This window comes from Rhodococcus sp. NPDC003348 (genome assembly GCF_053589375.1).
Map to the genome: position 1 here is coordinate 49,672 of NZ_JBSFRT010000018.1, position 12,436 is coordinate 62,107.

Consider the following 12,436-nt stretch of genomic DNA (forward strand, 5'->3'; position numbering starts at 1 on the left):
AGGCTCATCAGGACTCCTTCAGGGCGCGCTTGGCGGCACCGACGACGCGCTTGGCCAGTGCCCACCGGTGTACCTCGGACGGGCCGTCGTACACGCGGAACGGACGTACCTCTCGGGAGAGTCGAGCGAGCGGAAGATCGCCGGAAACGCCCATGCCACCGCACATCTGGACGCTGCGGTCGACGATCCGGAAGATCGCCTCCGCCGCGTAGGTCTTGGCGATCGCGGTCGCGTCCGACGCCTTGCCACCCTGGTCGAGTTCCCAGCAGGCGCGGGTGAGCAGTGCGCGGGTGGCGGCGATGTCGATCTCGTTGTCCGCGACCATCTGCTGCACCATGCCGAGATCACCGAGTCTGGCGCCGAACGCTTCTCGCTTCGCCACGTACTCGACCGCGATGTCGTGGCCGCGCCGAGCGGCGCCGAGCCAGCGCATCACGTGCGTCATCCGCGCCGGGCCGAGCCGCACCTGCGCGTACTCGAAGCCGCGGTCCACCTCGCCGAGCACAGCGGAGTCGGGGACCAGCACGTCCTCGAAGAACACCTCGCAGTGTCCGCCGAGCATCGACTTGTCGAGGGTGTCGATGTGCCGACCGACCCGGATCCCCGGGGTGTCCGCGGGCGCGAGGAACATCGTGGCGCCACCGCGATCGCCGGGCTCGCCGGCGGTACGGGCGAAGATGATGAAGAAGCCGGCGCCGTCGGCTCCCGTGATGAACCACTTGTGCCCGTTGATTCGCCAGCCGCCGTCGGCCCTGACCGCCCGCGTGGTCAGCGCCGAGGGATCGGAACCCGCGCCGGGCGCGGGCTCGGTCATCGCGAAGGCGGATCGGACGTCACCCTGCGCGAGCGGCGCGAGGTACTGCTCGCGCTGTTCCGGATTGGCGATGTGGGCGAGCATGTGCACGTTGCCCTCGTCCGGCGCGGCGATGTTCAGTGCCGTGGGACCGAACAGCGAGTACCCGGCCTCCTCGAACACCGGCGCCCGATCGGACATGTTCAGGCCGTGGCCGCCGAACTCGACGGGCGCGTGCGGGGCGAACACCCCGGCGTCCCTTGCGGCCTTCTGCAGTTGCACCCGCATCTCGTCACCCCCCGCGACAGCGATGTCCCCACCGTGTTCGTCCTCGATGGGCAGCACGTGGTCACGGGTGAAGGCGCGGGTGCGCTCGATCAGCGCCTCCACCTCGGACGAGTGGGTCAGGTCGATCGCCACGATCAGCTCTCCTCAGTCACACGATGCCGAGCGATCGCTCGGGATTCCATCTCAGGGTGACATACCGACAAATCAGGGGTCAATACTGCTATTGCGCGGCGTGAACCGTTCTTCGTTCGTTCAGCTCTGCTGATACCATTTCCAATGTTCAGTAATTCTGAACATCACGATCAGGGGGCCTCATGAGCGATCACACGACCACCACCGCGGCGGCCATCAGGTCCGTCCGGAACGAACGCGGAATGTCCGTGCGCGAGCTGGCGAGACGCCTCGACGTCAGCCCCGCGACGATCAGCGCCATCGAGAACGGCAGGACCGGCGTGAGCGTCGAGCGGATCCGCGACATCGCCGTCATCCTGGGCACCACCGTGGCGAGACTGGTCGGCGAGCAGCCGGACTCCCCCGGCGTCCCCACACCACGTCCGCCGGTGCCCGAGCACCGGACGACAGCACGACCCGAATCCGATTGGCGCGCCTTCCCCCCGCTGCGGATCGATCCGGTGCTCGCCGCAGCCATCGACGCGTTCGTCGAGACGGGATACCACGGCGCCACCGTGCGAGCCCTCGCGCAGCGCGCCGGAATGAGCGTGCCCGGCGTCTACCACCACTACAGGGACAAACAAGCCCTCCTGGTGCGTGCGCTCGACCTCACCATGGACGAACTGCACTGGCGGGTACGCGCGGCACGAGACGAGGGCGGAACGGCGGTCGAACGGGTCGCCCTGGTCGTGGAGGCCCTCGCGCTCTTCCACACCCACCGCCGGGCACTCGCCTTCATCGGAGCCAGCGAGATGCGCAGCCTCGAGGAGCCCGACCGATCACGGATCACCGACTCCCGCAACCAGATCCAGTACCTACTCGACGAGCAGATCGATGCGGCCGTCCGCGACGGCGCACTGACCACCACCCATCCGCGCGACGCGGGCCGGGCCATCGCGACGATGTGCACCTCGCTGCCGCAGTGGTTCCGCGCCGACGGGCCGTCGACGCCGGAGCAGATCGCCTCCGAGTACGCGGGTTTCGCACTCGGCCTGCTCGGCCGGGCAGACCCCCGGAATCACTGAACGGAGTGCCGAAACACCGAACGGGAGTGCCGAAACACCGAACGGGAGTGCCGAAACACCGAACGGGAGTGCCGAAACACCGAACGGGAGTGCCGAAACACCGAACGGGAGTTCAGCGGCGGCTTCGAGGAGCCTGCCACCGAACTCCCGTTCATTCGGCGGTCAGGAGCGGGGATTGCCCGCCATGTTCGAGTTCGGCCGAGCCTGCGCGACGAGCGCCGGGATGACCTCGCCGAGTTCCGCCGGATCCCACCGCTCGTTCTTCGAGACACCGGGACCGGCCACCCAGGTCTCGGCGACGCTGATCGAGCCGCCGTGCACGTTGAAGACCCGACCGGTGACACCGTCGGACTCGGGCGAACCGAGCCAGACCACCGTCGGGGAGATGTTCCCGGGCGCGGAGGCATCGAACCCGGTGCGCTCCTTCTCCGCCTCGGCGGCCGCAACGAAGCCCTCCAGACCCGCCGTCATCTGGGTGAGCGCGGTCGGGGCGATCGCATTGACCGTGACGCCGAGCCGTGCCAGCTCGTCGGCGAGGATCACCGTGAACGCCGCGATCCCGGCCTTCGCCGCACCGTAGTTCGTCTGACCGAGGTTGCCGTACAGGCCCGACGGCGACGAGGTGTTGATGATCCGAGGGTGCGCGACCGGCGTCCCCGCCTTGCTCTGCTCCCGCCAGTACGAGGCGGCGTGCTGCGACGGGGCGAACGTGCCGCGCAGGTGCACGCGCATGATGTCGTCCCACTGGTCGACGGTCATGTTGACGAACATCTTGTCGCGGAGGATGCCCGCGTTGTTCACGAGCACGTGCAGCGTGCCGAACTCCTCGATCGCGGTCCGCACCAGCCGGCCTGCGCCCTCGAAGTCGGAGATGTCGTCCTTGTTCGCGACGGCCTCGCCGCCGAGCGCCTTGATCTCCTCGACCACGGCCTCCGCGGGACCGAGGTCGTTCACGACGACCTTGGCTCCCTGCCTGGCGAATTCGAGCGCATGCTCTCGGCCGATGCCGCCCGCAGCACCGGTCACGATGACCACGCGTCCGTCGTTGATGCCCATCCCTGCCACTCCCCTGCTCGCTCGTTCTGTGACCGAGGTCTCGGCCGGGAGCCACGGTACAAGAGCGCGACCGCGTGAACCGGAGTGCAGGGTGGAGCGGTTCGCCACCCAGGGTGCCTGTCAGCCCTGCCGCCGCGCCCGAATAGTTGGTGACACCCCGACCCCGGGGCAACACATCCACACAAGGAGGACAGACATGATCTCGCGCACCACCAAGACCCTCGCCGCGTCCGCACTCGTCGCCCTCGGCCTGATCGGCGCGTCGGCGGCGACCGCGGCCGCCGACACGGTCTTCGACCCCGACGACTCCACGACCACGGTGTGCGTCTACAACGGCCGGGACTACAGCGTCGGCGCGAAGATCTATTACGAGGACGGCACATATCAGCGCTGCCGGGCGGACGGGACGTGGCTGCGAACCACGTCGCAGAACGATGTGCGTCCCGAACCGGCTCCGATGATGCCGTTGTTCCAGAGCTGAAGGCCCGTTGCAGTGTCGACGGCCTGATCCGGAGCCGACGAATCGGGGCGCGACCACGGCCGGCCCGCCGCGCTCCGGCGGGCCACCGCCGTGTTCCGGTCCCGGGGTGGTTCGGTCGAGGGTGGTTCAGTCTCGGGGCCAGTGCACGCCCTGACGGCGTTCGATCTCCTCGTTCAGTCGCCGCAGCAACGCGACCAGCGTGTGGCGGTCGTCGTCGGTCCAGGTTCCGGTCAGGTCGTCGATGCCCGCGACGTTCCGGCCCCGGTCGCGCCGGAGGGCGGCGAGCCCCGTCTCGGTCGGCCGCAGCCTGCGCGCCGTGCCACCGCCCGGGTCGGCGATCTTCTCCGCGAGCCCGGCCCGGATCAGCGCGGCCGTCTGCCGGTTGACAGTGGAGATGTCGAGGCCGAACGAGTCGGCGAGTTCCTTCAGCGTCATCGGATCGCTGATCTCGAGCCGACTGAGCAGCAGGTAGGCCGAGCGATCGAGTTCCTGCGAGACGGTCCGAACCTTGGTCACCAGCGCGGTGTGCCGGGCCAGGAGTGCAATCTCGCGTTCGAGGTCCAGCCCTGCGCTGCGCCCGTTGTCGTCACTGTTCATCGCGGACATTGTGGCATCACGAAGCACCCAAGCCGCAGTGCACCATACACATTGTGTGTATGGTGCACATTCATGTGCCGCGACGCCCGTCCCCGGCCGGAGCAGGAGGCCACGTTGACCGCCGTCGATCATTCCGCCGGACGGAGCACCGGAGCCGCTGCTCTGATGCTGCCGACACTCGCGTTCGCGGGCATCGTGGTCTCGCTGATGCAGACCCTGGTGGTCCCCCTGATCCACGTGCTGCCCGACCTCCTCCACACGTCTCCGTCGACCGCCTCCTGGGCGGTGACCTCGACGCTGCTCGCCGCGGCGGTCGTCACGCCCATCGCCGGACGCCTCGGCGACATGGTGGGCAAACGACGAATGATCCTGATCTCCATGGGATTTCTCGTCGCCGGCTCGGTCATCTGTGCGGTCAGCTCGAGCGTGGCACCGGTGATCATCGGCCGTGCCCTGCAGGGCGCGGCCACCGGCACCATCGCACTCGGCATCAGCATCATGCGTGACGAGCTGCCCCGAGAGAAGATGGCCGCCGCGGTGTCGCTGATGAGCTCGACCATGGGGATCGGCGGCGCAATCGGGCTGCCGCTGGCCGCGTGGACCGCACAGAACTACAGCTGGCACGCCCTGTTCTGGGCCGCGGCGATCCTCGGCGTCGCAGTCGCGGCCGCGGTTGCGGCCTTCGTGCCCGAGTCCCCGATCCGCAAACCGGGCCGCTTCGACTACGTGGGTGCTGCCGGGCTCGCCGCAGGTCTGGTCACGCTGTTGCTGGCCCTGACGAAAGGCGGACAGTGGGGCTGGACCAGCCCGCTCACCCTCGGCCTGATCGCAGCCTCGGCAGTGGTCTTCCTGCTCTGGGGCGCGTTCGAACTCCGAACCGCCGAACCACTGGTCGACCTCCGGGTGTCCTCGTCCCGCCCCGTGCTGCTGACGAACGTGGCGTCGGTGCTGGCGGGCTTCGCGATGTACGCGACGGCATTGACGGTGCCCCAACTTCTGCAGTCGCCGCCCGAGACCGGTTACGGGCTGGGGCAGTCGATGGTCGTGGCCGGCCTGTGCATGGCCCCGGGCGGCATCGTGATGATGCTGCTGTCCCCGGTCTCGGCACGGATCACCGGCAGGCACGGGCCCCGGATCACGCTGATGGTCGGCACGGTCGTGATCGCGGCGGGCTATCTGATCGGCGCCGTGGCGATGAACGCGCTCTGGCAGATCGCGATGGTGAACATCGTGATCACGGCGGGCATCGCCATCGCCTACGCGGCGATGCCCGCCCTGATCATGGGCTCGGTCCCGCTGCACGAAACCGGCGCGGCGAACGGACTCAACTCCCTGATGCGACTGGTCGGCACGTCGTTCGCTGCCGCGGTGATGACGGCCGTGCTCGCCACCATGACGAAGCCGTTCGGATCAGCAGAGGTGCCCACCCACGAGGCCTTCGTGACGACCTTCCTGATCGGAGCCGGAGCCGCTCTGCTCGCCCTGTTGGTGGCCGCCTTCGTCCCGCGCTCGTCCACCGCGCCGGAGGCCATCACCGTCGACGAGACGGACCGGGAACCCACCGCGGCACACTGACCGGTCGGCACTTCGCCGGCGCCGGCCCCTCAGCACCCGGTCCAGCGGGGTTCGCGTCGCTCGAAGAACGCGCCGATGCCCTCGCGCATGTCGGCGGACGAGGTGACGACGTCCTTGGCCCGCGACGTGACCTCCCAGCCCAGGGCATCGTCGTCGGCCGTGAGTTCCCTTACCGCGCGCAGACTTTCGCGCACAGACGTCGGCGAGGATGCACAGATCTTCGCTGCCGTCGCGAGTGCACCCTCGAGCGCGCCGCCCGTCGCGGTGACCTCGTTGACCACGCCGAGGTCGTAGGCGCGGCGCGCGGTGAGGGTGTTGCCGGTGATGAGCAGTTCGCGGGCGACGTTGACGGGCAGGGCCCGGGGCGCGCGGAACAGCGCGCCGGACGTGGCGACCAGTCCGCGTAGCGACTCCGGCAGCCCGAACACAGCCGACTCGGCGGCCACGATCAGGTCGCAGGCGAGGGCGATCTCGAAGCCACCACCGAGCGCCTGCCCCTCCACCGCCGCGATCAGCGGTGTCTCGCGCTGCCGCCGGATGATGCCGTACTCGCCGCCTCTCGGCGTGAGGTCACCCGAGCCCTCCTTGATGTCGGTGCCGGCGCAGAACACGACGGGCGTCCCGGTGAGCACCCCCACCCACAGGTCGGGGTCGTCGTCGAGCCGGTTGAGCGCGGCGTCGATACCCTGCGCCATCGCTCCGTTGATCGCGTTGCGCTTGTCCTCCCGCTCGAGGTGGATCACCAGCACCCTGTCCCGAACTTCCTGCCGCACCTGCACCACGTGATCCCCTTCCCTGCCAGGAACAACCCTGCCGACGGGTCACCATGGTGACACGGGCGGGTACGACCGCTCCGTCACCGCACCCCCGGCGAGCGCCGACCACCGCGCCGCGATCACCGAGCACGGGGCGGGCGACGCGCTTACGATGGCCGGGTGGCCCCCGACAACGGCGGGCGGTCCGCACACCGGGACCGACGCCGCGCCGTCGCAACCACCGGCCCTCCCCACGGGTGGCCGGTCGGCTTGCTCGTGGTCGCGTGCGTCGCGCTCGCGACGGTCTCGACCGGATGCGCCCAGCGTGGACCGGCCACCCACACCGTCGCCATGCTCGCGACGACGCAGGACGGCGATCAGCCCTGGACGGACCGGCTGCTGCCGCCGCAGACCCCGACCGTCGTTCCGCCCGGCCCGCCGGGCAGCGACCTGTCGGTCGAGGCGACACCGGTGGTCGACGGTGACCGTGGCGGCCTGTACGGCGGCAGCCCCAACCGTCCGCTGTGCGACAGCGCTCGCCTCGTCGACGAACTCGAACGCGATCCGACGAAACTGACCGCGTGGGCGAAGGTTCAGGGCGTGTCCGACGTCCGCGGCTTCGTGAGCACGCTGACCCCGGTGCTGCTCCGCGCGGACACCCGGGTCACGAACTACGGCTACGACGAGGGCCGCGCGGTCCCGCGGGAGTCGGTGCTCGAGTCGGGGACGATCGTCCTGATCGACGAACACGGCGCGCCGAAGGTGCGGTGCGCACACGGTGCGCCGTTGGACACCCCGACGACGACCGTCGACCCCGATCCCCGTGCGGTGCCCTGGCCCGGATTCGACGCCGGTCGTGTCCTGACTATTCGGCCGGCCCTCGATGCGATGGGCGCCGTGTCGGTGGTGGACCTGGCAACCGGCACCCTGACCGCGGTTCCGGTCGGGTCGGGACCGGCCGAGCCTGCGCCGACCACGACGAGAGTGACCACCCCGGCACCGGCTCCGGTGGTGTCCGCGCCGGCGGATCAGGCTCCGCGCCGCGCGCTGGCGGAGGCACCTGCGCCGCCGCCCGCACCGGAACCACCACCCCCACCGCCCGCACCGGAACCACCGCCCGCACCGGAGCCTGCCCCCGTGGTGGTCCCGCAGCCCCCACCGGTGGCACCGCCGGCGGAGATCCGGGTGGAGGTGCCCGGGCTGCCCCCGCTGGTAATCCCGATCCCGAGGTGACGGGTCAGGACAGCACCTCGACGAGGGTGGTCTCGGAGTTGTCGATCATGTACCGCTCGATCGCGTCGAGGTGTTTCCCCCAGAACTCCTGCGCCGCAAGGGAGTCGCCGTCCCGCATCAGTCCGAGCAGCCGCAGGTAGGACCGGTGTGCGGCGCGCGAGGCCGGCCGCTCGTTCTCCCCGCCGTGCGCGGCGATGAAGAGAGCGTGGTGCGCGTCGATGATGTGGACGATCATTCCCGCGAGCACCGCGACCGTCTGGTTGCCCGCCAGGTCGATGAGGGCCTGATGGACGTCCACGTCGTGCCGGGCGAACGCCTCCGCGTCGTCCAGGAGATCCGCGCCCGCCTCGAGCAGGGCTTCGAAGGTGTCCAGTTCGTCGCCGTGGGCACCGTCCGCGAGTTGCCCGACCGCCGCCACCTCGAACGAGGCCCGGGCCCGGTACACGTCGACGAGGGGGACGCCCTGGTACTGCAGGAGCAACCCGGTGTACCGCGCGGCCGCCGACGAATCGGGCGCGAGCACCCGCGCGCCGCCGTGCGCGCCGCGCAGCACGGTGATGATCGACTCGGATTCGAGGATGCGGAACGCCTCCCGCAGCGTCGGCCGGGACACCCCGAACTGCTCCATCAACGCCGCCTCGTTCGGCAGTGGGTCGCCGACCTTCAGTTCGCCGGTGATGATTCGCCGGCGGAGGCTGGCCGCGACCAGCTCACCCGCCTTCGGCACCCGGACGACAGGTGACTTCGCTCCCACTCCCACGACACCCCTCACTGATCCGCGGTCCGCACCCTCGCAGCAAAAAACGACGCCACAACCGTACAAGGGACCGACCGAGCGGCCGTGATCAGCTCACCGGGGGTGTCTCGGCGACGGCCGGGGGTGTCTCGGCGACGGCCGGGGGTGTCTCGGCGACGGCCGGGGGTGTCTCGGCGACCGCCGGGGGTGTCTCCGCGACCTCGTCGACGGCCGAGGCGGACAGGTAGGCCCGCTGGACGGCGTCGAGGTCCGCGGCGATCTCCGCTGCGGTCCCCTCCACGATCACCCGGCCGCGCCGCATCACGTACACCCGGTCCGCGACGCGCAGCACCTGCTGCACGTGCTGCTCGACGAGGAGGACGCCGACCCCACGCTCGTCCGCGGCGGCCCGCACCACTGCGAGCAGCCGCGCGACGATCTGCGGTGCGAGCCCCAGGGACAGTTCGTCCGCCAACAGCAGCCGCGGGTTCCGGGCGAGCGCCCGCGCGAGGGTGAGCATCTGCTGTTCGCCACCCGAGAGCAGCCCGGCGGGCCGGCCGAGCAATGCCCGGAGTTCCGGAAAGATCGCGCAGGCGGCGTCGGCTCCGACCCCTGCCAGTTTGAGGTTCTCGGCCGCGGTCAGGCCCATGATCACGGACCGTTCCTCGGTGACGTAGCTCAAGCCGCGCCGAGCGCGGGTGGCCAGCGAGGCGCGGGCGTCGGATCCGAGCACGGTGACCTGTCCGCCGAGCGGTGCCAGCTCACCGGCGACGGTGAGCATCGTGGTGGACTTGCCCGCGCCGTTGGCACCGATGAGCGCGACGACCTCACCGGACCGGACCCGGATGTTCAGATCGCGGCACACCGTCGCGCCGCCGTACCCCGCATCCAGTCCGGCGCAGTCGAGCACCATCTCCCCGGCGGATTGTTCGCGCTTCGTGGTGGTCATGACACGGCACCCGTCATTTCGTCGTCGGTTCCCAGATAGGCGGTGCGGACGCGGTCGTCGGACGCGATCTCCTCCGGCGTTCCCTCGGCGATCACCCGGCCCGCTTCCAACACGACGATCCGGTCGCAGGTGGACATCACCATTCCCATGTCGTGTTCGACGAGCAACACCCCGGCGCCCCGTTCGTCGGCGAGGCGTCGAATGCAGTGTGCCAGTTCACGACTCTCGGCCTCGTCGAGACCGGCGGCGGGTTCGTCGAGCAGGATCACCGACGGCCCGGACGCCACCGCGCGGGCGATGCCGACGAGCCGGCGTCGCCCGTAGGGCAACTGGTCCGGCATGGCGGACAGGTCTGCTTCGAGCTCGAAGTCCCGGACCGCGGTGGACGCGGTCGGTGACAGCGGCCGGCGCCCCGGCCAGAACAGGTCGGTGAGCCAACTGCCACGGGTCGCCTCGTCGGCGCCCGCGTGGATGTTGTCGCACACGCTGATGTCCTCGAACAGTTCCAGCGACTGGAAGGACCGGCGCAGCCCGGCCCGGGATCGGCGTGCGGTGGACCAACCGGTGATGTCGTGGTCACCGAGATCGACCCGGCCCGCGCTGGGAGTGACGAATCCGGTGATCGCGTCGATCACCGTGGTCTTCCCGGCACCGTTGGGTCCGATCAGTCCGACGATCTGGCCGGGCAGCACGGTCAGGTCCACCGAGTCGACGGCGGTCACGCCTCCGAACCGCACCCCGAGCCCGCGCACGGCGAGCGGGGTGGCCGGCACCGTCGCATCGTCGGCTCCCGACGAGAGTTGTTGCGATGTGGATGCTCTCGACCTGCCCGGCAGGGCGGTCCGCGCCGGTGTCCGGCGGAGGGCCGCCCTCACCCGGGCCAGCATGTCGGCGATGCCGTTCTGGTTGGTGAGCAGAATGACGATCAGGACGATGCCGCCGATCAGGCTGGCGACGGCGCCGCTGCTGGAGCCGTCGGACAGGGCGCGGCTGACGAGGGCACCCGGAGCGAGCAGTGCGCCGACGACGGCGCCGATCACGTAGCCGAGACCGCCGGTCACCGCCTGCACCACCGCGTTGATCGACGCGAAGGCGTTGAACTCGACGTAGGTGACGGCGGAGTTGCGAAGTCCCAACAGGATTCCGGCGACCGCGGCGATACCGGCGGCGACGGCGAACGCGTAGATCTTGACCGTGAAGACGCTGATACCGAGTGAGGCCGCGGCGCGTTCGTTGGTGCGGACCGCGATCAGGCGGCGGCCGGTCCGCGACCGCCGGAGGTTCGCGACCATGATTCCGGCGAGAGCGAGGACCGCGAGACACACCAGCGCCCAGCGCTCCGGATACTTCGAGGCGGTCACGTCGAGGCCGAACAGTGTCAGCTTCGGAATCCGCACCGAGTTGTCGAGCTTGTCACCGGTCAGTGCCGGGTTGCCGAAGATCATCTCCTGCACGGTGAATCCGAGGCCGAGGGTCACGACCGCGAGGTTGACACCACGGGTGCGCAGCGCCGGTAGTGCGAACAGCACGCCGACGGCGATGACCGCCGCGACGGACACGATCGCGGCCGGGATCAGTGACCAACCGGCCTGACCGACGAGACGCGCGGCGATCAGCGCGCCGAGCCCGCCGACGGTGTACTGGGCCAGCGACAGCTGTCCCGCGTAGCCGGTGAGCACGACGATGGACAACAGGAACACCGCAGCGGCGAGGGTCAGGGTGAGCGCGCGGAGCCAGTCGTCGCTGAACGCGATCGCCACGATCGCGATCACGAGGGCGACGACGAGCCCCGGCCAGCTGACAGCGCCGGAGCCGAGGCGTGGGAGCCGTTCGGAGACGTGGCTGCGCAGCGGCAGGCCCTTACCCCGCACGACCAACACCACGAGGATGACGAGGAACGGCACGGCCCGGTTGACGCCGGTGAGGGTCTCCATGTGCAGGAACTCGCGGATCGAGTCCTGGTACAGGGTGACGAGACTCTCGCCGACGCCGAGCACCAGGCCGCCGAGCAGGGTCAGCGGGAACGACTTGAAACCACCGAGCAGTGCCGCGGCGAGCGCGGACACCGTGACGATGACGACGAACGCGGTGGGCGTCAGACCGGTGAGCGGGGCGACGAGGATGCCGGCGATGCCGGCGAGTGCGCCGCCGACCGTCCACGTCAGCGCGGCCAGCCGCTGCGGTGACCACCCGAGCGCGGCCGCGGCCCGCTCGTTCTCGGCGGCGGCGGTGATCGCGAGTCCGACCCGCGTGAACCGGGTCGCGGCCCACAGCACGACCGTCATCCCGATCGCGATCGCGAGCAGGATCAGCCGATCCTGCTGCACGACCACATCACCCCAGTGATAGGCGTCGTTGGGCAGGAACGACCGAACCCGAATCGATTTCAGGCCGTAGAACTGCTGCACCGCCGACTGCAGGATCACCAGCAGACCCAGCGTGGCAGCCAACCGCACGATGGGGGCGGCGTTCGCGAGCCACCTGAGCACGGTCAGCTGAAACACCAGTCCGATCAGACCCGCGACCACGACTCCCGCGGCGAACGCGAGCCACAGCGGCCAGTCATGTTCTCGCTGAAGGGTTTCCAGACACAGGTAGGCCGCAACCATCGCGATCGCACCCTGCGCGAAATTCACCACCCCGGATCCGCGGTAGACCAGCACCACGCCCTGCGCGAGCAGGGCGTAGGCCGATCCGGCCCCGAGCCCGAGAATGGCGAACTGCACGAACTCCGTCATTGCCGCTCCCCGATCGATCGTCCGGTGCTACTGCGTACG

Annotated in this window: 11 protein-coding genes; 4 read left to right on the forward strand and 7 right to left on the reverse strand. The window is 69.9% G+C overall.

The window, feature by feature from the left end:
* Nucleotides 1–7 precede the first annotated feature (7 nt).
* Entirely contained in the window at nt 8–1,213 is a 1,206-nt protein-coding gene (locus tag ACWDU4_RS13995) for an acyl-CoA dehydrogenase family protein (RefSeq protein WP_450114510.1), read from the reverse strand.
* Nucleotides 1,214–1,395: 182 nt separating this feature from the next.
* Here ACWDU4_RS13995 and ACWDU4_RS14000 point away from each other — a divergent pair, with 182 nt between their 5' ends.
* Nucleotides 1,396–2,277 carry a TetR family transcriptional regulator gene (locus tag ACWDU4_RS14000; RefSeq protein ID WP_450114511.1) on the forward strand — a complete coding sequence of 294 codons (882 nt, stop codon included), beginning with the start codon at nt 1,396–1,398 and terminating at the stop codon, nt 2,275–2,277.
* Between the two features lie 162 nt (nt 2,278–2,439).
* Here ACWDU4_RS14000 and ACWDU4_RS14005 read toward each other — a convergent pair whose 3' ends face one another.
* Nucleotides 2,440–3,333 carry an SDR family oxidoreductase gene (locus tag ACWDU4_RS14005; RefSeq protein ID WP_450114512.1) on the reverse strand — a complete coding sequence of 298 codons (894 nt, stop codon included), beginning with the start codon at nt 3,331–3,333 and terminating at the stop codon, nt 2,440–2,442.
* A 196-nt stretch (nt 3,334–3,529) separates the two neighbouring features.
* Between ACWDU4_RS14005 and ACWDU4_RS14010 the strand changes: the two genes are divergently transcribed.
* A complete protein-coding gene (locus tag ACWDU4_RS14010; RefSeq protein ID WP_450114513.1) occupies nt 3,530–3,814 on the forward strand; it encodes a DUF1496 domain-containing protein in 285 nt (94 codons plus the stop codon).
* 126 nt (nt 3,815–3,940) lie between these two features.
* Here the strand turns inward: ACWDU4_RS14010 and ACWDU4_RS14015 are convergent, their stop codons facing one another.
* On the reverse strand, nt 3,941–4,411 hold the full coding sequence (locus ACWDU4_RS14015) for a MarR family winged helix-turn-helix transcriptional regulator (protein WP_450114514.1): 471 nt from the start codon (nt 4,409–4,411) through the stop codon (nt 3,941–3,943).
* Between the two features lie 72 nt (nt 4,412–4,483).
* Between ACWDU4_RS14015 and ACWDU4_RS14020 the strand changes: the two genes are divergently transcribed.
* Entirely contained in the window at nt 4,484–5,986 is a 1,503-nt protein-coding gene (locus tag ACWDU4_RS14020; RefSeq protein ID WP_450114515.1) for an MFS transporter, read from the forward strand.
* Nucleotides 5,987–6,015: 29 nt separating this feature from the next.
* Here ACWDU4_RS14020 and ACWDU4_RS14025 read toward each other — a convergent pair whose 3' ends face one another.
* Nucleotides 6,016–6,765 carry an enoyl-CoA hydratase-related protein gene (locus ACWDU4_RS14025; RefSeq protein ID WP_450114566.1) on the reverse strand — a complete coding sequence of 250 codons (750 nt, stop codon included), beginning with the start codon at nt 6,763–6,765 and terminating at the stop codon, nt 6,016–6,018.
* A gap of 156 nt (nt 6,766–6,921) precedes the next feature.
* Here ACWDU4_RS14025 and ACWDU4_RS14030 point away from each other — a divergent pair, with 156 nt between their 5' ends.
* The gene (locus ACWDU4_RS14030; protein ID WP_450114516.1) at nt 6,922–7,974 is read left to right on the forward strand and encodes a DUF6777 domain-containing protein; all 1,053 of its coding nucleotides are present in this window, start codon (nt 6,922–6,924) and stop codon (nt 7,972–7,974) included.
* A gap of 4 nt (nt 7,975–7,978) precedes the next feature.
* On the opposite strand, the gene ACWDU4_RS14035 is transcribed toward ACWDU4_RS14030, so the two are convergent.
* From ACWDU4_RS14035 to ACWDU4_RS14045, 3 genes are all read right to left on the reverse strand, one after another.
* Nucleotides 7,979–8,734 (reverse strand): FadR/GntR family transcriptional regulator, encoded by a 756-nt coding sequence (locus tag ACWDU4_RS14035; RefSeq protein WP_450114517.1) that lies wholly within the window; start codon nt 8,732–8,734, stop codon nt 7,979–7,981.
* An 85-nt stretch (nt 8,735–8,819) separates the two neighbouring features.
* A complete protein-coding gene (locus ACWDU4_RS14040) occupies nt 8,820–9,659 on the reverse strand; it encodes an ATP-binding cassette domain-containing protein (protein WP_450114518.1) in 840 nt (279 codons plus the stop codon).
* Nucleotides 9,656–12,397, reverse strand: a complete 2,742-nt coding sequence (locus ACWDU4_RS14045; protein ID WP_450114519.1) for an ABC transporter permease subunit — start codon at nt 12,395–12,397, stop codon at nt 9,656–9,658. The genes ACWDU4_RS14040 and ACWDU4_RS14045 overlap by 4 nt, the downstream gene beginning before the upstream one ends.
* Nucleotides 12,398–12,436: the final 39 nt, after the last annotated feature.